We start from the raw sequence: 22,802 nt of genomic DNA, 5'->3' as shown, positions 1-22,802 counted from the left end.
CCCGCCGACCGTCACACCCGTCCCGCCGGTCACAACCCGCCAGGCCTTTCTCGGAAGCTCCGCGGCGGACCGGAACTCGTCCGTACGCTGGAGAAGACCTCTACGGAAGGACGGCGGCGTGGGCAAGCACCTGCTCGACGAGACGGCTGAGTTCAAGATCCCCAGGCTCGGGCGGCACGCCTCCCCGGAGACGGAGGAGCTCGATACCACCCAGCGGATGGAGCCCGCTTCCCAGCGGCGTCCAGCACACCGGCCCCGGCCGGACGAGGGCGACCAGACGCGCTGACCGGCCGCCCGCTCGGCGGAATCTGCCGTTCCGTCGGCCGGTGCCCCGTCTGCTGGCAGGGACCGCCCGACGGTTTCTGCCAGGCTGACGGAGTGCCACCCGTCCGCAGCTCCGGCGTCCTGCTGTACCGCCGCTCCGGCGGCCGGGTCGAGGTCCTGCTCGGCCACATGGGCGGCCCGCTCTGGGCGCGGAAGGACGACGGTGAGGCGCGGATGAACCCGGTCCTGTCCCGCTACCTCGAGGGCATGGCGTGGCCGGCCGGGCGGGAGCGCCGCATGGTCGACGGGCTGCGGCTGCTGCAGCAGCTCGCCAGGACCGGCGACCGACCGGTCACGTACGGGGAATTCGCTCGAGCGTTGCAGCCGGACCTGGCGCCGATCGCCGCGTCCCGGGTGCTGGCCGACATCGGCGAGTTCTGCACCGCCGCCGGCTGGCCGAACGTCACCTGCTTCGTCGTCTCCGCGAGGACGGGGGAGTGCTCGCCCGGATGCCGCCAGATCGGCGCGGACGGACCGGTCGTCGCCCGGGAGCGGGCCTGGCTCGGCTACGGGGTCCACGAGGACGGGCCGCTGGCGGATCGGGTGCCCAGCCGCCGCCTCCGGTTCTGTCGGTAGGCCGTGCCATGGTTCGCGTCCTCTCGTCGCGGGGACGGTGCGAACGGAGGTCGCACGTGCCGACGGTGCACCGACGTCCTGGCCGATCCCGACGAGTGACCGGTGCCCGCCCGGACGGCGCCACCGGCGGCGGGAGTCCTCGTGCCCAAACCTCGACCGACGTCGACCACCCGGTCGGGCCAGCGGATTCACCCGGTCCTTCGGGGGAGTGACGCACCGTGGATGGCCCCGGGATCAAACCCGTCCGTTCGGGGCATTGAGTCGACTGCTCCGTCGGCCGACGCTCTTGTGGTGATCCGGTCCCGAGCGCCCGAGGTGGCGACGACGCGCGTCATGGCGCAGACGTTGGCCACCTTCTACGCCTTCGGTGGTGTTGCCGGGCTGTTCATCACCGCCGGCGCCGAACCGGGCGCCGGCCGGTGGATCCTCCTCTGCCTGTCGCTCGTCGCCCTGGCCGGCTCCGCCGTCGCCGCGCGGCGGGCGGCGCGCTGGCCGCGGCCGGCGTTCCACGTAGCGGTGATCGCGGCGACCGTCCTGATCACCATCGCGGTGCTGGTCAGCCCCGATCCGGTCACCGCCCTCGCCGCCGCGACGCTGACCGCCTTCGTCGTCGTCGACGCACACCTGTTCTTCTCCGGCCGGCAGGCGCTGGCGCACCTGGTGGTCGCCGTCTCCAGCACCACCGTCGCGCTCCTCGTCACCGGCGGCGTTGCACTGACCACCGCGCTGGGCCTCGACCTCGTGCTCGTCGCCCTCGGCGTCGTCACCCGGAGGCTCGTGATGCGGGCGTCCACGGCCAGCCGCGATGCACTCACCGGCCTGTGCAACCGCCGGGGCTTCGACGACGCGCTGCAGGAACTCATGGCCGAGGCGCACCGGACGGGCGAGCCACTGTCTGCCGTGCTCCTCGACCTCGACCGCTTCAAGGCCGTCAACGACACCGCCGGCCACGAGGCCGGCGACCGGATGCTCTGCCGGGTCGCCGATGCCTGGCGGCGCGAGCTGCCGGCCAGCGCCGTGCTGGCCCGCCACGGCGGGGACGAGTTCTCCCTGCTGCTCCCGCGGACGACGGGCGAGGCGGCCCTCGCGCTGGTGCGCCGCATCTGCGCCGCCCACCCCGACATCCCCATGTCGTGCGGGGTCGCCGAGCACCATCCCCGCGAGAGCGCCTCCCAGCTGATGCGCCGCGCAGACCGGGGCCTCTACGAGGCCAAGGCCGCCGGCCGTGGCCGGGCCGAGCTCGACGACAGCGCTCCGTCCGGGCTCCGGACGCACGCCGTCCCGGACCGGACGGCGGCGCGCACGGCCTGACGGCCGCAGGATCTCAGCCACGCAGTCGCGCCCTGGCGCGGTCGAGCAGCCGCCGGCCGGCCGAACGTTCCCGTGCGTCGCTGGAACCGGCGAGGTCGAGACCGGCCAGCACCTGGTTCGTGCCGCCGGCCAGCGCCGCGACCACGTCGGCCGGCATGCCCGTCGCGCGCAGGGTGACACGTCCTCCGGGGTCGGCCTCCAGGTGGGACCGGGTGACCAGCCGCTGCAGCGCCGAATGGTCGACGTACCCGTCGAGCCGGTCGGCCGCCGCGGGGAGCCCGCCGACGCCGCGGGTCGCGCCCGACGCGATCACCTCGCGCGCCAGGCGGTCGAGCGCTCTGGGCTTTCCGGAGAATCGCCACACCTGAGCGCGGTTGCGGGTCCGGGCGGTCAGCTCGGCGGCGGTCGCGCCGGCGAGCGCAGATCGCAGGCGGGAGCGCTGGGACTGCCCGAGCCACGGCGCGGGCCGCCCCTCCAGCAGCGCGACCGCCGCCCACGCCGTCGGCTCCTCCCACGCGCGCAGCCGGCTGCCGTCGCGCTGCGCCAGCCACGAGTCGACCGATCCGGCGTCGATGCGGTCGATGCCGACCGCCACCAGCGAGCCGCCGGCCACCAGCCGCTGCACCTGCCGGATCGACACCCCGATCCGGTCCGCGGCCTGCTGCGACGTCACCAGCTTCATGCGGACAGCGTCGTTCCAGCGACATGGTCCGTCAACCGCCCCGGCGCACCCGCTCCAGCGCCGCGGTGAAGCTCTGGTTCCACAGCCCCAGGTGCGGCCAGCGCTCGACGACGTGCGCCGTCGCCTCGTCCGGCGACATCCCCTGCTCCCGCACCAGCCACGCCCGCAGCACCAGCCCGGTGCGCGAGGCGCCGCCGTGGCAGTGCACCAGCACCTTCCGGTCCTCGGCGCGCAGCGCCGCCAGGTCGTCGAGGACGTCGGCCAGCACGGCGTCCAGGTCCGCGTTGTGGTCGGTGTCGGCGACGTAGGCCATCCGGTGCACCTCGTGCCCGAACGGCTCGCCGAGCTTGCACAGCGAGATGACGGCGAAGTCGCTCTCGCTGTGCCGGGCGCCGTCGAGGTTGCCCGCCCAGATGCCCGGCAGCACCTCCGTCGGGCCGATCCGCGAGATGACGCCGGCCTCGAACGGCACCGGCTCCTTCCCGTCCAGCTGCGCCGACAGTTCCTGAAGGTCGTTCCCCCGCCACACCCGGTCGCCGACGCCGAGGACCCGCCCGTGCACCGCCGACGCCCAGCGCATCGGGATCGCGCCCATGCCGAAACAGACCGGCGCGAGCACCGCCGCCCAGCGGTCGCGGTGCTCGGGCGCCACGTGCTCGAGCGCCGCCGGGATCGCCGCCAGCGGGTCCTCGCCCTCCAGTGCGACGCGCACCAGCTCGGAGAAGATCGCGCAGCCCTCGCCCGCGGACGGGTCGCCGTGGGTGAGTGCGGAGATCCGCCGGGCGGCGTCCATGGTCGCCGCCGTGCCGAAGCGGGAGAACCAGATCGCCGCCGGCGTCGTCCGCATCAGCGAGCCGTTGCCGGCCGCGCGGCCGGTGGCCGCGAAGTGGTCGGTGGCGGCGACGTCCCACGCCCGGCCGGATCCCAGGACGGCGCGCGTCTGGGTGCCGATGTTCGGCGGTCCGGCGGCCGCCCAGGTGTGGAACCGGTCGAAGAGGTCGGCCTCGTCGAGGCCGCCGCGCTCCAGCAACGACGCCGCCACGAGGAGGGCCATCTGGGTGTCGTCGGTGAATTCGCCCGGTTCCCGGTCGCCCGGGCCGCCGCCGCACATCTCGGTCGCCGAGCCCCGGGCGGGCCCCGTCCGTCTAGATATGGGGCCGCTGGTCGCCAGGTAGTCGTCGAGCGTCCGTCCGGACGGCGTCGCAAGATCCTGACGGCGCCGTGCCAGGCTGGAGCCGTGGTCGACGACCTGCTGGTGGCGCGCAACCCCGACCCCGACTCGACGCTGCCCTACCTGGTGCGGATCCCGCTGGGTCCGGCCGGTGTCGTCGTCAAGGCCAAGCAGCCGTGGCCGCGGGCGGCGAAGGTGTACTGCCACCGGGCCGAGGAGTGGCCGGACGACGCGGAGATCGTGGAACGTCACCCTGTCCGCTCCTGCTCCCGCCGTGGTCCCGCGATCGACCTGGTGCTGGCCCGCGGGCGGGAGAACCGCTCGCAGCTGGTGATCACGCGGGCCCGCGGCCGTGAGGTCATCTTCTGGCAGTCCCCGCGGACGGCGAAGCAGGCCCGCCCGGGTGTGCACCTGCCCACCGCTCGGGCTCACGGGCAGGTGCTCGACATCCTGGTCGACAGCGGCGAGAAGTACCCGTACGCCTTCGGCTCCCAGCAGGCCACCACCCGCCGGCAGCGGCTCGCCGCCGGGGACTACGCCGTCGAGCTCGCGGGGAACGTGGTGGCCGCCGTCGAGCGCAAGACCCTCGAGGACCTCGCGGGCAGCCTGCTGTCGGGCAAGCTGACCTACGCCCTCGCCGAGCTGACGGCGTTGCCGCGGGCCGCCGTCGTGGTGGAGGACCGCTACAGCCGGCTGTTCAAGCTGCCGCACAGCCCCGGCGCCCGGATCGCCGAGGCGCTGGCGGAGGCCCAGGCCCGCTTCCCGTCGGTGCCGGTCGTGTTCTGCGAGACCCGCCCGTTGGCGCAGAAGTGAACCTACCGCTGGCTCGGCGCCTGCCTCGCCGAACTGGGCGCCGCCCGTGCCACCGAGGCGGTCGAGGGCTCGTTCGCTCCCGGCCGGCCGGTGCCGGCCCGGCCCGCCTTGGCTGCGGAGATCCGCGCCTGGGCGCGGACGCGGGGCATCGAGGTGAGCGACCGCGGCCGGATACCGGCCGACCTCCACCGTCGCTTCCACGCTTCGGCCGGCTGACCGGTGGACCATCCGATGGCGAGGGGGCGGCCCGCGTCAGGCCCAGCGCTCGGTGCCTGCGGCCAGCCGGGCGGCGATCGGCTCGACTGCGTCGAGGTCTCCCGCAGCCACCGCGATCACCAGGTCGTAGGCCTCGTCGTTCGACAGGGTCAGCCGGAGGCCGTTGAGGCCGTAGAACGCGATCGTCCCCGCCAACGCCAGGCGCTTGTTGCCGTCCACCAGTGCGTGGTTGCGGGCCAGGGAGTGCAGGAGTGCCGCCGCCTTCTCGTGGATCGAGGGGTAGGCGTCCTCACCGAACGCGGTGGCGCGCGGCCGCGCCAAAGCGGATTCCAGCAGTCCGGCATCCCGCACCTGCACGTCGCCCAGGGTGCGGGCGGCCACGTGCAGCAGGTCGTCGAGGTCGAGGTGGATCACTGGCCGAGGCGTTCGAGGGCTTCGGCGTAGCGGGGCAATTCGTCGTCGAGCACCCGATCCAGCAGTTCGCGCTTGCTGCTGCGCTCGATGTAGTCGCGCACCGCCTGCCGGGCGATCTCCTGCATCGAGCGGCCCTCCAGCTCCGCCCTCCGGCGCAGCGCGTCGGTCTCCTGGTCATCGAGTCGAAGAGTCATGGCCATCCCGCGATGATACCGCGGTAGATACCATTTGGGACGCTTCTCGAGCCTTCCCCCGGGGCCACAGAAGGCGGCGCGGGTGCCCTCGGCGGGCCGGTCCGGCTCGCAGTCGGCAGCTGCGCTGCGCGGAGGGCGCGGACGAACGGCCGGCACGCGCCGTCCGGAGGCCGATATCGGTCATCAGCCGACCAGCGCCAGGCCCTGGAACACTTGCTCGCGATGCCAGGCCACGTGCCGCTCCGCCGGCAGGGGAGTGCCGCGGCGCGGCCGGAGCAGGTGCCCGTGCAGGTCGTGGACCGAGCGCCCGGTCGCCGTCCGCACCGAGAAGCGCTGCGACACCACCACCGCGAGGTCGTCGTCCAGCCCGAGCATGCCGCGGTCGAACGAGCTTGTGGTGCAGCGAGCAGAGCGCCAGTCCGTTGTCGAGCTCGTCGGGGCCGCCCAGCTCGAACCACCGGACGTGCGCCGCCCCCATGGTGAAGGGCCCGGCCGCTCGCGGCCGGGCCCTTCACAGCTGGTGTCGCCGACGGCGAGAAGGGCTCACGGCAGCCCGGCGTGCGGGACGGCGACCTCCGTCGTCACCAGCACCGCCTCGCGCACCGGCGCGCGGGTGTGCTCGTAGAAGTCCGGCGCGCAGCACATGAGCAGCTGGCGGCCGTCGTCCCCACCCAGCGCGCAGGCGAAGACCCCCATGCCGTCCGGGGCGCTGATCTCCTCGACGATCGCGCCGCCGGGAGCCACCCGCAGCACCCGCGACCCGAACCCGTCGGCGACCCAGATGTGCCCCTCGGCGTCCAGGGTGCAGCCGTCCGGCGCGACGACGACCTGGCCCAGCAGCTCCTCGATCGAGCCACCCACCGGCTCCGGCCCGAAGGAACCCCACACCCGCCGGCCCGACAGCGACCCGTCCGCGGCGATGTCGAAGGCGGTGAAGCGGTTGCCCCACGTCTCGCCGACGATCAGCGTCCCGCCGTCCGGGGTGATGACCGAGCCGTTCGGGAACCGCAGGTCCTCGGCCACCACGGTCACGGTGCCGTCGGGGTCGACCCGCTTCATCGACGCCGACGCCGGCGCGCCGCCGCCCATGAGGTCGAAGCCGAAGTCGCCGACGAACGCCCGCCCCGACGCGTCGACCACCATGTCGTTGAGGTGCCCGCCGCAGTCGTCGGACAGGTCGGCGTGCGTGGAGACCTCGCCGTCGGTGAGGCGGAGCAGCCGGTGGTCCTTCATCGACACGACCAGCAGCGACCCGTCGGGCAGCCAGCCCAGCCCGGACGGCTGGTTCTCCACCTCGGCGACGACGGTCTCGCCGCCCCCGGGCGCCGCCCGGCTGACCGTGTGCCGGTAGAAGTCCGACGCCCACCAGGCACCGCCGTGCCACCGCGGGCCCTCGAAGTACGAACCGCCCTCCAGCACCGTCCGGAACGCTCGCTCTGCCATGCCTGCGGACGCTACGACCTCCCGCCGGGCAGCACGACCGGACGATCCGTGGACAGGCGGCTGACCTGCGGATTCGTGTCGCGGCAGGTCGGCCGGAGGCAGTAGGCTTCGTACATGCGTTCGGATGGCGAGGAGGTGTCGTGAGCGAGTTGCAGTCGGCCCTCGACGCGCTGGCCGCGGACGACGTCCGGACACTTCCGCCGCGGCAGCAGCTGGACGAGATCACCGAGCTGCTCGAGGCGCGCAACCGCATCGACGCCCAGCTCACCCGCCGGGTCCGGGCCGCGGAACTGCAGCAGGCGTCCGAGGACGACGGCGCGAAGTCCATGCAGTCCTGGCTCCGTGGCCGCGGCCGGCTGAGCGCCGCGGCCGCCGGCCAGCTCGTCCGCAACGGCCGGGCCCTGGACCACCTGCCGGCGCTCGCCGCCGCCTTCGCCGAGGGGGCGGTGTCGGCCGACCACGTCTCGGTGATCGCGCCCGCCGTGAAGGAGAGCCGGCGGGCGGCGGCGCTCGAGCAGGGCCTGGACCTCACGGAACTGGACCAGGTCTTCACCGCGGTCGCCGTCTCCCGTGACATCAAGCAGCTGGGCCGGGTCGTGCAGCACTACCTCGCCCGCCTCGATCCCGACGGCCCGGAGCCCGATCCCACCGAGGAGCGGTCGCTCACCCTCTCGTCGTTCGCCGACGGCACGCTGATGATCCGGGGCCAGCTGGATGCGGTCGGCGGGGAGAAGCTGCAGGCGGCGCTCGAGGCGATCGTCCAGGCCGACCGTCCGAAGGGTGACCGGCGCACCCGCGCCCAGCAGCTCGCCGACGCGTTGGTCCAGCTCGCCGACAACCAGCTGTCCTCCGGCGTCCTGCCGTTCCTGCGCACGGTGAAGCCGACCGTCGTCGTCACCATCCAGCCCGGCGACCTGCTCGACCCGGCTCCTTGCCCGGCGAGCGCGACCACCGCGTTCGGGAGCCTGATCTCGGCCGCGAAGGCGCGGCAGCTCGCCTGCGACGGCAGCGTCGTCCCCGTCCTGGTCGACGGGGACGGGCTCCCGCTGGACGTGGGCCGCACCAAGCGGATCTATCCGCCGCACCTCCGCCGGGCGATCGAGCTGCGCGATGACACCTGCGTCTTCGCCGGCTGCGGGGCGCCGAAGCACTGGTGCGAGGTACACCACCTCATCCACTGGATCTTCGGCGGGGAGACCTCGCTGGAGAACGGTGCCCTGCTCTGCGAACGGCATCACACGAAGGTCCACCACGGGTTCCGGATCGAGCGAGATCGCCAGGGCCGATGGCACACCTACCGGCCCGACGGCACCGAGATCCTCGTCGGCACACCGCTGCTCGTCAGAGCCGTTCACCAGTGCACGGCTGTCACCTGGCTGTTTCCCACCACCGCCGGTGGGGAACGGGGTCCGGATGGGTCGACGAGGCGTGCGCCGGTGAGGGTGCGAGGGCTGTTCGAGCGGGCACTGCGAGCCGTCGAGCGCTGGGAGGTCCTCGACGCCCCCAGCTATCCGATCGAGCACAGCGTGTCCTTGGCCTTCCTGCTGACCGGGCGCTACGCCCGCCCACTGCAGGACGTGCTGCACGGAGTCTGGCTGGGACACCCGCTGCACCCGGCGCTGGTCACCGTGCCGATCGGCTCCTGGACGGCGGCCCTTGCCTTCGACGTGCTCGACGCCACCGGCCGCGGCGGGACCGGTTCCGGGCCGGCCGCCCGCACCGCCGTGCAGGTCGGCGTCGCCGGCGCGGTCGCCTCCGCCGCCACCGGGTTCACCGACTGGCAGCACGCCCACGACCAGGCCCGGCGCGTCGGGCTCGTGCACGCCGGCCTCAACAGCGCCGCCCTCGGGCTCTACACCTGGTCGCTGGCGGACCGGAAGCGGGGCCGGGCCACCCGCGCCCGCGTCACCGCCGCGACCGGCTACGCGATGACCCTCGCCAGCGGCTGGCTCGGCGGCGTGCTGGCCTACCGGCACGGGATGGGCACCGACCACGCCGTCCGCAGCTACGAACCACGACGCTTCGTCGACGTCGCCGCCGAAGCGGACCTACCGGAGGGTGAACCGGTGCCGGTCGACGTCGACGGCATGCCCGTCGTGCTCGTCGCCACCGACGGTGCGGTGCGTGCCGTCGGCGGTCGCTGCCCGCACCAGGCCGGCCCGCTCGGCGAGGGCTGGCTGCACCGCGGTGAGCTGGTCTGCCCCTGGCACGGCTCGCGGTTCTCCCTCACCACCGGACAACCCAGCCAGGGGCCCTCCACCGCTTCGCTGCCCTGCTTCGACGCCCGCATCCGTGACGGGCGCGTCGAAGTCCGCCGGCGGGCCGACTGGCGCACCGCCACCGCGGTCACCGCCATCCAGGAGGCGTCCCGATGAAGGCCGACGAGGTCCTGATCGCCCACCACGACGTGCTGCGCGGCCTGCTCCGCGGTCTGGCGGAGACCACCGGCGAGCAGCTCGGGCGACGGGAGGAGCTCCGCGATCGGCTGCTGCGCGAGCTGGAGATCCACACCCAGATCGAGGACGAGCTGTTCTACCCCGCCGTTCGTGACGTGTCACCGCTGCTCTCGCTGGCCCACGCCGAGCACCGCCAGATCGACGACCAGCTCGCCACCGTGATGCGGACCGCGACCGACGATCCCGAGTTCACGACCGAGGTCCGCATGCTGGAGAAGACGCTGCGCCACCACACGATGGAGGAGGAGCAGCGCATCTTCCCCCAGTCGCACGCGCTCGGCGAGGAGCGCCTCGAGGAGCTCGGCGCCCAGTTGCGGCAGCGGCAGCTGGAACTGACCCGCTCCGGCGGCATGCGGCTGATCGTCCGGCTCAAGCGGGCGGCCCTGCGGCTCGTGTGACGCGGGGCGGTGGTCCCGAACGGGGGAACGGCGGTCGCGCGTCCGGGTGACCCGGCGGCCCCGTTCCTCACCCTTCGGAGGGGGATACCAGCACTTTCCGTGACGAACGGGCCTCACGAGGGGCGGGCGCTCCTAGCCTCTGGTTGCACACCGTCACCGGAATTCTGCCGATGCAGGCTTCGATCAGTCGCACGACGGGAGCGTTCCACGGGGGGATCTGCGACGCGGCACGACTCGTTGCGTCTGCACCCCACGGAAGACCGGCGGGGGTGCGGCCCGCCACGGGGGGACACGCTGTGGCTGCAACGACATCGAAGGGCGAACGGTTCGACCCGTCGTACCGCTCGCTGCCCGTCTTCTGGCCCGTCCGCTGGCGGCTCATGTGGATCGCCCGCAGCGACCGGCGCGCGGGCCTGCCCATCGGCCTGAACGCCGACACGACTCCGGTGCTGCGCGACCTCGTCGCCCGCCGGGACGACGCCTGCGAGCACGAGCGCACCCAGTACTACGCCGACATCCGCGCCATCGACGTCCGGCTGGCCGAGATCGACAGCCAGCTCACCGCCCTGCAGCGCGACCTGGCCGTCCGCACCGAGGCGGCCATCCGCGCCGCCGTCCGGCCGACCGAGCAGGAGCTGACCCGCCGCAAGCCGGGGGAGCGGGACGTGCCCGTGGAACTCGTCCGCGAGCGGCGCGCCACCGAGCACCGGCGGATCGCCGACGCGGCCAAGGCCGCCCAGCTGGAAGCCCAGCTCCGGCTCGACGCCACCCTCGCCGAGGAGGCGCAGCTGGAGGCCCGCCGGCAGAACCGGGCCGACGTCGCCCGCTCCCGCGTGCTCCGTCTCGTCGAGTACGCCGACCGGCTCGCCGCCGTCTACCGGCGTGCCCTCATCCGCCGCCACCCGCAGCGCGAAGCCCTCGTCAGCAGCTGGGCGAGCACGCTCGCCGCACCGCCGTCCTGGGCGCTCACCGACGACCTCACGCCGGCCTCCCGCGAACCCGGGGCCGCCGCATGAGCCGGAAGCGCACGCAGGACGCCCTCCCGGGCCGCGCGGTCGACGGCGCCGAGGGGTGGGCCTTCCGCCATCCGGCCGACCCGCCGCTGCCGCCCCGTCTGCCCGCTCAGGACGCCCGCGACGCCGTCCACAAGGCGGTCACCGAGCTGCACGCCGGCGGCGCGCTCGACGCCGGCAACGGCGACGCCCTCGACGCCTGGATCGACACGCTGCGCCCGCAGTGGATCGCCCACCACGAGGTGGCTGCCGCCGAGACCGACGCCGTCGCCCAACTGGCCGCCGGCCGGTACGAGGCCGCCGCCGTCGCCGCCCGTGGGAAGGCCGAGGCCACGAGGGCCGAGCGCGACTCCACCCAGCGACTGGTCGGCATCTTCGAGCAGCGGCTGCTGGCACCCGCCGAGGCAGCGACCGGCGCGAGCACCGACCGGCGGCGCCGGCCGCGCCCGTCGGTCGACGCGCTGGAAGGGCTCACGCCACAGCGCGGCTGGCGGTTCGTGAGCATCCTGCTGCTCCTGCTCGCCACCGCCGGCGACCTGGCCGCCTTCTACGTCACCCTCGCCGGCATGACCGGTCAGCAGGCTTACATGGTCTGGACGCTGACCATCGCGCTGGCCGCCGCGGCGGTCGGGATCATGCACGTCGTCGGCCGGACGGCGCGCAACCTCCGCGAGGGCCAGGGCGGCCTGGGCCGGACGGCGATCGCGGTCATGACCCTCGGCTGGCTGGCGCTCGGCGCGGCGACCTTCTACGTGCGCACCCAGGTGCAGGATCCGACCGCCGCGACCGGCCAGGTCGCTTTCGGCGGCACCGCCGCGGCAGCGTCCGCCGTCGACCCGCTGCTCCCCGCGGTCCTCCTTGCCGCGCTGTACGTCGGCTCCGGGATCCTCGCGTTCTGGATCGGCTTCTCCGACCACCACCCGCGCATGACGGCCTACCTGACCCTCCGCCGGGACCTCGCCGCCCAGCAGCGCGCGGCCGCCGACGCCGAGCGGAAGGCGGTCGAGGCGGAGCGCCTCGCGACCAACGCCCGCGCCGAGGTCGAGCGGACGGCGGCGCGCACGGCAGCCGCCGCAGCCGGCGTCGACGCGGAGATCGCGGAGCTCAAGGAGCTGGCGCGGATCCACATCGCAGGCTTCCTCGGCGACCCGGCCACCACCAACAACCTCGTCTCCGGACGCGGGCAGTCCGCGGATCGTCCGGCGACGCCGGGCCCCCTCGGGCCGCTCGCCCCCTGGCCGGCTGCGCCGGTCGAGCTGTTCGCGCCGACCCACGGCAACGGCAACGGCAACGGCAATGGCCGTGGCCGGCACGCCGGCGCGCACTGACGGAAGGACTTCTCGTGCCCGGATTCCCGGCCCTGCACCGGCTCGCCGCGGTCGTCGCGTCGGTCGCCCTGCTCGCCGGTACCGCGGCCTGCACGGACAGCGTCGAACCCACCGGCGGCCTGGCGCTGGTCGTCGGTGCCCGCAGCAACACCCCGCCGCCGGCGCTTCCCGGTGCGGCGGCCGATGCCCGGGAGGCCGCGCTCGTCGCCCAGTCGCAGCTGTCCATCGTGGTGGCGGACGGGAAACCGTTCGTGCTCGACGGCGCCGGCGTGCTGGCGGCGCGGGACGAGAACTCCGTCGTCCAGGAGCAGGACCGCGACCGCAACCGGCAGCTCATCGACGAGATGCTCGCCCGAGCCGGGGCGAAGACGGCCGAGACCGACCTGCTGACCGCGCTCGACCTCGCCGCCCGTGCCCTGGATCCCGCGACCGGGACCCGGACGCTCGTCGTCGTCGATTCCGGGCTCTCCACCGCAGGCGCGCTGGACTTCGACGCCGATCCGGCGCTCCTCGACGCCGACCCGACCACCCTGGCCGCCGGGCTCGAGGACGCGGGCGCGCTCCCCGACCTGCGCGGGATCGATGTCGTCCTCGCCGGCCTCGGGGACGTCGTGGCGCCGCAGCAGCCGCTGCCGCTCCCGCAGCGCATCAACCTGATCGCGATCTGGACGGCGATCGCCGAGGCCGCCGGTGCGGCCGAGGTGCTCGTCGACCCGACGCCGCTCAGCGGCCGGCCGGGAGGCACGCTTCCCGCGGTCACGCCCGTCGACCCCGGCGCCGGGCCGGTCTGCGGGACGGTGACGCTGGGCGAGGACGACATCGCCTTCGTCGCCGACAGCGCGGAGTTCCTCGATCGGGCGGCTGGTCTCGCCGCCCTGCAGCCCCTCGCCGACAGGGTGCGGGCCGGCAGCTTCACGGCCGCGCTGACCGGGACGACCGCCGACGTCGGCGACAAGGCAGGCCAGGTCGAACTCAGCCGGCAGCGGGCACAGGCCGTGGCCGACGTCCTCGCCGAGCTGGGGGTGCCGGCCGGCCGGATGACGGTGACCGGGCTCGGCAGCGACTTCCCCGGCTACGACCCGGACGACCTGGCGGCCAACCGCGCCGTGACGGTCACGCTGGCCGGTGGGGGCGTGGCCTGCGGCTGAGCCAGATCCCGGCACCGGCCAGGCCGACCGATGGCTCGGGGGTGGCTACAGGGAGCGACGCCTCGCAGGAGCCCGGCGGGGGGAGGAGCAAAGGCCTGGCTGACGCCGGGAACTCCCTGGCACTTTCCCGTGCGTTCTCGGGGAACTCCGATGCAGGGAGAGACGCATGAGGTGCAGCAGGACGGCCGTGGGGGCGGCTGCGGTCACGGCGCTGATGACGGTGTCGCCGGCGATGGCGAACGCGCAAGGCGGTGAGGACGGCGACGGCGGACCCATCACCACCGTCGTGGGCGGGCTCGACGGGCCACGCCAGCTCAGCGACTACACCGGCGATCGACTCGTCGTCGCCGAGTCCGACAGCGGTGAGGTGTCGTCGGTGGACCCACGGCGCGGCCGGGTCGAGACGCTGCTTACCGGCCTGGGCAACGCGCAGGGGGTCGACTACCAGGACGGGCGCCTCTACGTCGCGGTGGGAGAGACCTTCGGCCCGCCCGTGGAGGGCGTTCCCAGCCAGGTCCTCCTGGAGGCCAAGCCGAACGGGAAGATCGTCCGCTCCTTCGACCTCCTCGCCTACGAGCTCGAGCACAACCCGGACGGTCAGCAGCAGTTCGTGGAGGGCACCGAGGAGCCCGTCGAGACGCTGTCCAACCCGTTCTCGGTCCTCGTCCAGGACAAGCGGATCCTGGTGAGCGACGCCGGCGCCAACGCCGTCCTCTCCATCGACCGGAGCAGCGGGGAGATCAGCACGTTCTTCGTCCCGCCGGTCATCACGGACGTGCCCGGCTGCGAGACCGCCCCTAACAACCCCGGCACCGTCGGCTGCGATCCGGTCCCGACCGAGATCGCAGAGGGCCCCCGCGATCACATCTACGTCGGCACGCTGGGCGCCGAGGTCCCCGGGGCAGGGCGGGTCTACGTCCTGGACCGGCACGGCGAGGTCGTGCGCGTGATCGAGGACCTCACGTCCGTCACCGGCGTCGCCGTCGACCACGGGAAGGTCTACGTCTCCAATGTGATCGCGAATGCGCCGATGAACCCGGACGAGCCGCCGGAGGGCTTCGACCCGGCGACGATCGGTGAGATCACCGAGATCCTGCCGAACGGTGAGCGGACCACCATCCAGGTGACCATGCCGACCGGGCTGGAGGTCGAGGACGGCCAGCTCCACGCCTCCGCGTGGAGCGTGGCGGGCTTCCTGGGCATGCCGAGCGCCGGGGAGGTGCAGCGGATCAGCGACCGGGCGTTCAGCACGCCCTGAGCAACCGGGCGGACCGACGACGGTGCCGCGGCCGGCAGGACCGGTCGCGGCACCGTCGTGTGCGGGTGACCACCGCCACAGCGCCGTCGGAGGCGTCTGCGAGCATCGCCCGGTGGCCCGCCTGCTGATCGCCAACCGCGGTGAGATCGCCGTCCGCATCGCCCGGGCGGCGGCCGCCGAGGGCATGACCTCGGTGGCCGTCACCGCCGCCGACGAACCCGACGCCCCGCACCTCGCCGCGGCCGACGAGGCCTACGTCCTCGCGGGCAGCGGCCCGGCCGCCTACCTCGACGCCGCGGACATCGTGCGGGCGGCGCTCGCCACCGGCTGCGACCTGGTCCACCCGGGCTACGGCTTCCTCTCCGAGAGCACCGACCTGCCGAACGCCTGCGCGGACGCCGGGCTCACCGTGGTCGGCCCGCGACCGGACACGCTGGCCGTGCTCGGCGACAAGGCCGCGGCCCGGGACGCCGCCGCTGCCGCCGGCGTCCCCGTCCCACGGGGCGGCGACGGCGACCCGGCAACCGTCGCCGGCCTCCTCGAGCAGACCGGCGCGGTCATGCTCAAAGCCCGGTTCGGTGGAGGCGGCCGGGCCACCCGGATCCTGCGCCGGGGCGACGACGTGGCCACCGCGATCCACGAGCTCGCGGACAAGGCCCGCGTAGCCTTCGGCACCGGCGAACTGCTGGCCGAGGAGTTCATCGAGGGCGCCAGGCACATCGAGGTGCAGCTGCTCGGTGACGCGCAGGAGGACGTCGTCGTCCTCGGCGACCGCGACTGCTCGCTGCAGCGCCGGCGGCAGAAGGTCGTCGAGATCGCCCCGGCGCCCGACCTCGCCGACGCCGTCCGGAAGCAGCTGCACGAGTCGGCGGCGGCCCTGGCCACCCAGGTCGGGCTCCGCGGGCTGGCCACCGTCGAGTTCCTGGTCCGGCCCGAGCGGACCGTCTTCCTCGAGTGCAACCCGCGGCTGCAGGTCGAGCACACCGTCACCGAGGAGACGCTGGGCCTGGACCTGGTGCGACTGCAGCTGCGGGTCGCCACCGGCGCCACGCTCGCCGAGCTCGGCCTCGGTGACGGCGCACCCCGCCCGGCCGGCTGGGCGGTGCAGGCGCGGGTGAACGCCGAGACGCTCACCGCCGACGGCGCCGTCGTCCCGTCGGCCGGGACGATCACCGGCCTGGTGCTGCCCGGCGGTCCGGGCGTGCGGGTCGACACCGCCGCTCGCCCCGGCGCGCAGCAGAGCCCGCGCTACGACCCGCTGCTGGCCAAGGTGGTCGTGCACGAGCGGCACGGCGGCCTCGCCGACGCGCTGCGCCACCTCGACCGCGCGCTGGCGGAGATCCACGTCGACGGCGTCGCCACCAACACCGGCTTCCTCCGCGCGCTGCTGACCCACCCCGACATCGCAGGCGCGACCACCACGTTCGTCGACGACCACCTGGCCGAGCTGGCCGGGGACACCGTCGAGGTCGAGCAGGGCGAGGGGCTGCGCGCCCCGGTGCCGGGCACCGTCGTCGCCGTCGAGGTGACGGCCGGCAGCACCGTCGAGCCCGGGGGAGCGGTGGTCGTCCTCGAGGCGATGAAGATGGAGCACGTCGTCGCGCTCCCGGCCGGCGGCACCGTGCGCAGCATCGCGGTGCGGGTCGGCGACACCGTCCGGCAGGGCCAGCTGCTCGCCGACGTGGCGCACTCCGAGCCCGGCGAGCAGGAGACGGCGCAGGGCCTCGACCTCGATGCCGACCGCCCCGACCTCGCCGAGGTGCGCCGCCGGCACGGGATGGGCCTGGACGAGCACCGCGCCGAGGCCGTCGCAAGGCGGCACGCGCAGGGCCGGCGGACCGCGCGGGAGAACCTGGCCGATCTGGTCGACGAGGGCAGCTTCCTGGAGTACGGCCCGCTGGTGTTCGCCGCCCAGGAGCGCCGCCGCAGCAAGGAGGAACTGCAGGAACGCACCCCGGCCGACGGTGTCGTCGGCGGGCTGGCAGACGTCAACGGCGGCCTGGTCGGCCGGGACCGGAGCGCGGCGGTCGTCGTCTCCTACGACTACACGGTGCTGGCCGGCACCCAGGGCATGCGCGGACACCTCAAGAAGGACCGGCTGTTCGAGCTCGCCGAGAAGCGGCGGCTGCCGATGGTCCTCTTCGCCGAGGGCGGGGGTGGGCGGCCCGGCGACGTCGACTCTCCGCACGTCTCGGCGCTGGACACCATGGCCTTCACCCTGTTCGGGAAGCTGTCGGGGCTGGTGCCGACCGTCGGCATCGCCAGCGGCCGCTGCTTCGCCGGCAACGCCGCGCTGCTGGGCACCTGCGACGTCGTCATCGCCACCGAGGACGCCACCATCGGCATGGGTGGCCCGGCGATGATCGAGGGCGGCGGGCTCGGCGTCGTCGATCCCGACGACATCGGCCCGATCGACGTCCAGCACGCCAACGGGGTGGTGGACGTCCGGGTCGCCGACGATGCCGCCGCCGTCGCCGCGGCTCGGCAGTACCTCTCCTACTTCCAGGGGCCGGTGGCCGACTGGACCGCCCCCGACCAGCGGGCGCTGCGCCACCTGGTGCCGGAGAACCGCAAGCGGGCCTACGACATGCGCGCCCTGCTGCGGGCGCTGGCCGACGAGGGGTCGGTGCTCGAGCTCCGCGACGGCTGGGGGCACGGGATGATCACCGCCCTGGCGCGGGTCGAAGGAGCGCCGGTCGGGGTGCTCGCCAACGTGCCCACCCACCTCGGCGGCGCCATCGACGCCGACGCCGCCGACAAGGCCGCCCGCTTCCTGCAGCTGTGCGACGCGCACGGGCTGCCGGTCGTCTCGCTGTGCGACACCCCGGGCTTCATGGTCGGCCCGGAGTCGGAGAAGACCGCCACCGTCCGGCACTTCTCCCGGCTGTTCGTCATCGGCGCCAACCTGTCCGTGCCGATCGGGACGGTCGTGGTGCGGAAGGCCTACGGCCTGGGCGCCCAGGCCATGGCCGGCGGCAGCCTCAAGGTGCCGCGGTTCACCGTCGGCTGGCCGACCAGCGAGTTCGGCCCGATGGGCCTGGAGGGCGCGGTGCGCCTCGGCATGCGCCGGGAGCTGGCCGCCATCGAGGACGACGCCGAGCGCGCCGCCTTCTACGACGCCGCCGTCGCCTCCGCATACGAGAACGGCCGCGGGCTCAACGTCGCCGCCCACTGGGAGATCGACGACGTCATCGACCCGGCCGGCACCCGCCGCTGGATCGCCACGCTCACCCGCGAGGTCGCCACCTCGCCCCGGCCGGCGAGGCGGAGGGGGCATGTGGACACCTGGTGAGGGGCCGCTCGGCTTCCTGGGGTGTCGTCCGAGCGGCTGCACGGGTAGTCCTGAGGTTCGTGTTACGCCTGGGCTGATTGAGAGACGAAACGGAGTCGTAAAGCGCGTTAAGCAACTGATCCTGTGGCACCGTCCGGTGCGGCGAGGTCAGAGAGCGATCGATACGTGTCGGTCCTCGACGACGGCCTCAACGACCTGATCGACGGGGAGAAACACGTGACTCAGCCGCCTTATGCGCCACCGCCGGTTCCGCCGCAGGGCGCCCAGCAGTGGCAGGGCGATCAGTCGTACGGCGGACCGCAGGGCCAGCCGTACGGGCAGATGCCTCAGGGGCAGCCTTTCGGCGCACCGGCTCCGCAGCCGCCGGCGAAGACGCCGTTCTACAAGAAGAAGTGGTTCATCGTCCTTGCGGTGATCGTTGCGATCGCCATCATCGCCAACATGACCAACGGCGGAAGCGGTGACACCGGCACTGCAGCCTCGGGCTCGTCCGACGTTGCGGCGGCAGATGCTCCCGTCGCGCCGGCCGAGGAGGCGGCACCCGAGGAGGTGGCACCCGAGGAGTCGAACCCGGGAATCGGAGAGGCAGCCGCGGACGGCGACTTCAGCTTCGTCGTCTCTGGCGTCGACTGCAGCCTGACCCGCATCGGCAACTCGACGTTCGGCACCGACGCGCAGGGGCAGTTCTGCGTGGTCGAGGTCGCTGTGACCAACGTCGGCGACTCGGCGCAGAGCTTCTTCGGTGACAACGCGAAGCTCTTCAACGCCCAGGGCCAGGAGTTCTCGGCCGACACCGAGGCGGCCATCTACCTCGAGGATTCCTCGTCCATCTACGAGGAGATCAATCCCGGGAACACGCTGAACAGCAAGGTCGTGTTCGACGTCCCGGCCGGTACGACGCCGACCTCGGTCGAACTCCACGACTCTGCGTTCTCCGGCGGAGTGACCGTCTCCCTCCAGTAACGAAGTCGGATCGCCAGGGGCGCCCCGCACCGCGGGGCGCCCCTGGCGCTGTTTTTCTGACCTCGAACATCTAGTGATCGACACGGCCGGGCGAGCGCCGCGGTCCGGTGGTTGGGCACGCGCCCGGCAGGGCAGGTAGGAGTCCGACGCAACCCCAAGGAGCCCACCATGGCAGGCATGATCCGCAAGCTCATCGCGTCCGGTGTCGCGGCGAAGGTCATCTCGGAGGCCAAGAAGCCGCACAACCAGGCGAAGATCAAGAAGTTCATCTCGGACTTCCAGAAGAAGAACAGCGGCGGCGGCAAGGGCCGCATGCGCTGACCTGAGCACGTACGACAGCGCCCCCTCCCCGGCTTCCGGGTGAGGGGGCGCTGTCGCGTGCCCGGCCCTGTCCGGAGTGGTCCGACGCCGAGATCGCCACCGAGCCGCGCCTCAGCCGCGAGACCCTGAAAATGCCCGTCAGCAGCGTGCTGCTCGACCTCGTCGCCCGGGACCGCATCCGGGCCGTCATCGCCGCGTACGAGCGGGTTCCTGTCGCGGTGCGCGGCCACCACCGCGATAGCGTGGCGAACGGTGAAGACGCGGGAGGAGCACTGGCAGGAGCGGCTGGCCGTTCCGGTGCTCGTCGCGGCGCTGGCCTCGATCCCGGCCATGTTCCTCACCGTCGCCGAGGGCGCGCTCGGCACCGCCGGTCACGTCATCGACATCGTGAGCGGGCTGGTCCTGGTCGCCGAGACGGGCATCCTGTTCGCCGTCGCGGAGCGCAAGCGCGCCTGGATCCGCGGGCACCTCGGCCTCATCGCGCTCACCGTCGTGGTGGTCGTCGCGGTGGTCTTCGCCCTCGGCCCGGCGCAGGTGCTGCGGCTGGTCCGCACCGTCGGCGCCCTGCGGATCCTGCGCGCCGGACGCATCGTCAAGGCCGCCCGCAGCGTGAGCGCCCGCCTGGGCTTCACCGGCAAGCTGGCCCACATCGCGGCGGCCGGCGCCGGGCTGCTGGTCGCCGTCTTCGTCGGGGTCGTCCTCGCCGACCCGACGTCCCGCTCCCGCGACCTGGTCACCGCCGTGCTCGGCGACATCGGGACGCCGGTCGTCGTCGTGCTGTCCGCGGTCGCCGGCATCGTCCTCGGGGCCGCCACCTACCTGCTGGCCCGCGACCCCGGCAGCGGCCCGGACGCCGAACCGGAGGCCGACGGCCGCCGCCCGGCGTGACTGCGGGATGACGATCGGGCCGCCGAGGGTTCGCCGCGGCTCCAGCGGGCACCGCAGGACGCATGGGACTCATGAGCAAGTTCGCCAAGGCCGGCGTCGCCAAGAAGGTCATGGACGAGGCCAAGAAGCCGCAGAACCAGAAGAAGATCAAGGACGCGATCTCCAACTTCACGAACAAGGGCAAGAGCGGCGGCACCAAGCGTCACTGACCGGCCCGGGAGACCGCAGGTCCGAGAGGAGTACGGCGATGACCGAAGGATCGATGACCGGCCGCCCCTACGGCGGCGCGAACGACCCGTCGGAGGAGGACGGCCTCCCCGGCGAGGTGCGGGAGAAGGACCAGGTCGGCGCCGCGCCGGAGCAGTCACCGCGCGCCGCGCAGGGCGAGATGAGCGACGACGGCGCCGGGGTGCCGGGCGCAGGGACGTCGCCGAACGCGGCCGGCCCGCCGGACGCCGGAACGCGCTGACCTGCCGCGTGTAGTAGACCGGGGGCGTGCACCGCATCGCCGTCCTCGACGACTACCAGTCGGCCGCCGCCGAGTTCACCGACTGGTCGCAGTTGCCGGCGGCGGCCGAGATCGTGGAGTTCCACGACTCGGTCGCCGACCCGGACGAGATCGTCGCGCGCCTGCGGTCCTTCGACATCGTGGTGGCCATGCGGGAGCGCACCCGGTTCAGCCGCGAGGTACTGCAGCGGCTGCCCGACCTGCGGCTGCTGGTCACCACCGGCATGCGCAACAAGTCCATCGACGTCGCGGCCGCCACCGAGCTCGGCATCACCGTCTGCGGCACGGCCTCGCAGGCGGCGTCCACCGTCGAGCTCACCTGGGCGCTCATCCTGGCCAGCCTCCGGCACCTCCCGCAGGAGGACGCCGCGATGCGCGCCGGCGCCTGGCAGCAGACCGTCGGCGGCGACCTCGAGGGCGCCACCCTCGGCGTGATCGGCCTCGGCCGGCTCGGCAGCCGGGTCGCGCGGATCGGTGGTGCCTTCGGCATGGACGTCGTCGCCTGGAGCCAGAACCTCACCGACGAGCGGGCTGCCGAGGTCGGCGCCCGCCGGGTCGAGCGCGACGAGCTGTTCGCCACCTCCGACGTCGTCACCATCCACCTGCTGCTGTCCAAGCGGACCCGCGGGCTCATCGGCGCCGACGACCTGGCGCTGATGAAGCACACCGCCGTCCTGGTCAACACCAGCCGCGGGCCGATCGTCGACGAGGCCGCGCTCGTCGACGTCCTGCGCCGCGGGGCCATCGCCGGAGCCGGCATCGACGTCTACGACACCGAGCCCCTGCCGCGCCACCACCCGCTGCGCGAGCTGCGCCGTGCCGTCCTCACCCCGCACCTGGGCTACGTCACCCGCGGCACCTACGAGCTCTTCTACCGCGAGGCGGTGGAGGACGTCGCCGCGTTCCTCGCCGGGAAGCCGATCCGCGTCCTCCCGTGACCGGCAGGCTGCTGGGTCGTTGGACCGGCATGGACACCCGTAGACCGTCCGGGCCGGGACGACGCCTCGCCGTCGTCCTCGGCGCCGTCCTGCTCACCCTGGCCGGGCTCGCCGCACCCGCCACCGGGGTGCCGAAACAGGCGTCGGACGACGGCGGGCTGCCGCGCCTGAGGATCGACGACACCTACGTCGCGGGCATCTCCTCCGGCGGCTACATGGCCACTCAGCTGCAGGTCGCCTTCTCGGGCCGCGTCGCCGGGGCGGCGATCTTCAGCGCCGGACCGTACTGGTGCGCCATGAACAGCGTCGCCGTCGCGCTGCAGTCGTGCACCGTCTCCACCGTCCCCACGCCGATGCCGGTGATCTACGAGACCACCGAGCGGTACGCGGCGGAAGGGAAGATCGACCCGCTGGCGAACCTGGCGCACTCACCGACGTACTTCTTCCACGGCACGCTCGACCCCACCGTGGTGCGGCCGGTGGCCGACGACCTCGCCGAGTTCTACCACCACTACGACGTGCCGCTGACCTACCGCGACCAGGTCGCCGCCGGCCACGGCTGGATCAGTCCGCTCGGGCCGGTGCCGTGCGATCAGACCGCACCGCCCTACATCAACGACTGCTCGCCCTACGACACGCAGGCCGACGCGCTGCGCACCATGTTCGGCTCGGTCAAGGCGCCCGGCGTCGGCTCGCCGCGCGGCACGCTCCGGCCGTTCGACCAGAACCGGTATGCGGTCGCCCCGCGGCCGGGAAACGGCGACGTCACCCGCACCGGTGGCCCGGCCATCGGCATGGGCAGCACCGGCTACGTCTACACCCCCGGCGCCTGCACCCGCGGGGCCACGTGTGACGTGGTGGTCGCGCTGCACGGCTGCCAGCAGACGGCCGAGCAGATCGGCGACCTCTTCGCCCGCACCTCGGGCTTGAACGCCTACGCCGACACCAACCGGTTCGTGGTCCTCTACCCGCAGGCCCGGCGCGACGGCGGCCCGGTCATCTACAACCCCAAGGGCTGCTGGGACTGGTGGGGGTACCTCGGCACCGACGACGCCGACTACGCCACCAAGCTCGGCCCGCAGATGCGCACGGTCATGAACATGGTGGACGGGCTCGGGGGCTGACACCGGCAGGGCTATCTTCGGCG

General features: G+C 73.6%; 24 protein-coding genes and 1 pseudogene. 19 read left to right on the top strand and 6 right to left on the bottom strand.

All coding sequences use genetic code 11. The annotated features are described in order from the left end of the window. The first annotated feature begins 118 nt into the window (after window positions 1-118). From QOZ86_RS08700 to QOZ86_RS08690, 3 genes are all read left to right on the top strand, one after another. On the top strand, window positions 119-286 hold the full coding sequence (locus QOZ86_RS08700) for a hypothetical protein (RefSeq protein WP_284491563.1): 168 nt from the start codon (window positions 119-121) through the stop codon (window positions 284-286). Window positions 287-378: 92 nt separating this feature from the next. Continuing rightward, entirely contained in the window at window positions 379-900 is a 522-nt protein-coding gene (locus QOZ86_RS08695; RefSeq protein ID WP_284491562.1) for an NUDIX hydrolase, read from the top strand. A 291-nt stretch (window positions 901-1,191) separates the two neighbouring features. Continuing rightward, window positions 1,192-2,211 carry a GGDEF domain-containing protein gene (locus QOZ86_RS08690; protein ID WP_284491561.1) on the top strand — a complete coding sequence of 340 codons (1,020 nt, stop codon included), beginning with the start codon at window positions 1,192-1,194 and terminating at the stop codon, window positions 2,209-2,211. Between the two features lie 13 nt (window positions 2,212-2,224). On the opposite strand, the gene QOZ86_RS08685 is transcribed toward QOZ86_RS08690, so the two are convergent. Beyond that, window positions 2,225-2,893, bottom strand: a complete 669-nt coding sequence (locus QOZ86_RS08685; protein ID WP_284491560.1) for a helix-turn-helix domain-containing protein — start codon at window positions 2,891-2,893, stop codon at window positions 2,225-2,227. Between the two features lie 31 nt (window positions 2,894-2,924). Continuing rightward, a complete protein-coding gene (locus QOZ86_RS08680; RefSeq protein ID WP_284491589.1) occupies window positions 2,925-4,046 on the bottom strand; it encodes an ADP-ribosylglycohydrolase family protein in 1,122 nt (373 codons plus the stop codon). An 84-nt stretch (window positions 4,047-4,130) separates the two neighbouring features. Between QOZ86_RS08680 and QOZ86_RS08675 the strand changes: the two genes are divergently transcribed. Both QOZ86_RS08675 and QOZ86_RS08670 read left to right on the top strand, forming a co-directional pair. Further along, a complete protein-coding gene (locus QOZ86_RS08675) occupies window positions 4,131-4,877 on the top strand; it encodes an ERCC4 domain-containing protein (protein WP_284491559.1) in 747 nt (248 codons plus the stop codon). 90 nt (window positions 4,878-4,967) lie between these two features. Next, window positions 4,968-5,093: an Lsr2 family DNA-binding protein gene (locus tag QOZ86_RS08670; RefSeq protein WP_284491558.1), complete on the top strand. Its 126-nt coding sequence runs from the start codon at window positions 4,968-4,970 to the stop codon at window positions 5,091-5,093. 36 nt (window positions 5,094-5,129) lie between these two features. On the opposite strand, the gene QOZ86_RS08665 is transcribed toward QOZ86_RS08670, so the two are convergent. From QOZ86_RS08665 to QOZ86_RS08650, 4 genes and pseudogenes are all read right to left on the bottom strand, one after another. Further along, on the bottom strand, window positions 5,130-5,507 hold the full coding sequence (locus QOZ86_RS08665; RefSeq protein WP_284491557.1) for a type II toxin-antitoxin system death-on-curing family toxin: 378 nt from the start codon (window positions 5,505-5,507) through the stop codon (window positions 5,130-5,132). Beyond that, a complete protein-coding gene (locus tag QOZ86_RS08660) occupies window positions 5,504-5,701 on the bottom strand; it encodes a ribbon-helix-helix protein, CopG family (RefSeq protein WP_284491556.1) in 198 nt (65 codons plus the stop codon). Before QOZ86_RS08660 ends, QOZ86_RS08665 begins: the two co-directional genes overlap by 4 nt. Window positions 5,702-5,884: 183 nt before the next feature. Continuing rightward, window positions 5,885-6,176, bottom strand: a pseudogene (locus QOZ86_RS08655) (HNH endonuclease); the annotation flags it as partial. A gap of 68 nt (window positions 6,177-6,244) precedes the next feature. After that, window positions 6,245-7,144 (bottom strand): SMP-30/gluconolactonase/LRE family protein, encoded by a 900-nt coding sequence (locus tag QOZ86_RS08650; RefSeq protein ID WP_284491554.1) that lies wholly within the window; start codon window positions 7,142-7,144, stop codon window positions 6,245-6,247. Between the two features lie 140 nt (window positions 7,145-7,284). Here QOZ86_RS08650 and QOZ86_RS08645 point away from each other — a divergent pair, with 140 nt between their 5' ends. The 14 genes from QOZ86_RS08645 to QOZ86_RS08580 all read left to right on the top strand — a co-directional run bounded on the left by QOZ86_RS08645 (window position 7,285) and on the right by QOZ86_RS08580 (window position 22,779). After that, complete coding sequence (locus tag QOZ86_RS08645) at window positions 7,285-9,519, top strand: DUF222 domain-containing protein (protein WP_284491553.1); 2,235 nt, start codon at window positions 7,285-7,287, stop codon at window positions 9,517-9,519. Further along, complete coding sequence (locus QOZ86_RS08640; protein WP_284491552.1) at window positions 9,516-9,998, top strand: hemerythrin domain-containing protein; 483 nt, start codon at window positions 9,516-9,518, stop codon at window positions 9,996-9,998. Before QOZ86_RS08645 ends, QOZ86_RS08640 begins: the two co-directional genes overlap by 4 nt. Before the next feature lie 296 nt (window positions 9,999-10,294). Then, entirely contained in the window at window positions 10,295-11,014 is a 720-nt protein-coding gene (locus tag QOZ86_RS08635; protein WP_284491551.1) for a hypothetical protein, read from the top strand. Further along, a complete protein-coding gene (locus tag QOZ86_RS08630; RefSeq protein ID WP_284491550.1) occupies window positions 11,011-12,339 on the top strand; it encodes a hypothetical protein in 1,329 nt (442 codons plus the stop codon). Before QOZ86_RS08635 ends, QOZ86_RS08630 begins: the two co-directional genes overlap by 4 nt. Before the next feature lie 14 nt (window positions 12,340-12,353). Further along, window positions 12,354-13,487: an OmpA family protein gene (locus QOZ86_RS08625; RefSeq protein WP_284491549.1), complete on the top strand. Its 1,134-nt coding sequence runs from the start codon at window positions 12,354-12,356 to the stop codon at window positions 13,485-13,487. 166 nt (window positions 13,488-13,653) lie between these two features. After that, window positions 13,654-14,745, top strand: a complete 1,092-nt coding sequence (locus QOZ86_RS08620) for a ScyD/ScyE family protein (RefSeq protein ID WP_284491548.1) — start codon at window positions 13,654-13,656, stop codon at window positions 14,743-14,745. Window positions 14,746-14,857: 112 nt separating this feature from the next. Next, a complete protein-coding gene (locus QOZ86_RS08615; RefSeq protein WP_284491547.1) occupies window positions 14,858-18,037 on the top strand; it encodes an acetyl-CoA carboxylase family protein in 3,180 nt (1,059 codons plus the stop codon). A gap of 216 nt (window positions 18,038-18,253) precedes the next feature. Then, window positions 18,254-19,000 (top strand): DUF4352 domain-containing protein, encoded by a 747-nt coding sequence (locus QOZ86_RS08610; RefSeq protein ID WP_284491546.1) that lies wholly within the window; start codon window positions 18,254-18,256, stop codon window positions 18,998-19,000. A gap of 168 nt (window positions 19,001-19,168) precedes the next feature. Then, entirely contained in the window at window positions 19,169-19,321 is a 153-nt protein-coding gene (locus tag QOZ86_RS08605) for a hypothetical protein (protein WP_284491545.1), read from the top strand. A gap of 252 nt (window positions 19,322-19,573) precedes the next feature. Next, window positions 19,574-20,209: a hypothetical protein gene (locus QOZ86_RS08600; protein WP_284491544.1), complete on the top strand. Its 636-nt coding sequence runs from the start codon at window positions 19,574-19,576 to the stop codon at window positions 20,207-20,209. Between the two features lie 71 nt (window positions 20,210-20,280). After that, window positions 20,281-20,418, top strand: coding sequence for a hypothetical protein (locus QOZ86_RS08595; RefSeq protein ID WP_284491543.1), 138 nt, complete (start codon window positions 20,281-20,283; stop codon window positions 20,416-20,418). 38 nt (window positions 20,419-20,456) lie between these two features. Continuing rightward, entirely contained in the window at window positions 20,457-20,678 is a 222-nt protein-coding gene (locus tag QOZ86_RS08590) for a hypothetical protein (protein ID WP_284491542.1), read from the top strand. Window positions 20,679-20,704: 26 nt separating this feature from the next. Next, a complete protein-coding gene (locus QOZ86_RS08585; protein ID WP_284491541.1) occupies window positions 20,705-21,655 on the top strand; it encodes a D-2-hydroxyacid dehydrogenase family protein in 951 nt (316 codons plus the stop codon). Window positions 21,656-21,684: 29 nt separating this feature from the next. Then, window positions 21,685-22,779: an extracellular catalytic domain type 2 short-chain-length polyhydroxyalkanoate depolymerase gene (locus QOZ86_RS08580; RefSeq protein WP_284491540.1), complete on the top strand. Its 1,095-nt coding sequence runs from the start codon at window positions 21,685-21,687 to the stop codon at window positions 22,777-22,779. Window positions 22,780-22,802: the final 23 nt, after the last annotated feature.

The sequence above is a fragment of the Blastococcus capsensis genome, assembly GCF_030165005.1.
Classification (GTDB): Bacteria; Actinomycetota; Actinomycetes; order Mycobacteriales; family Geodermatophilaceae; genus Blastococcus; species Blastococcus capsensis.
Note: the sequence above shows the minus strand (reverse complement) of the source record. Positions and strands in the feature narration are given on the sequence as shown.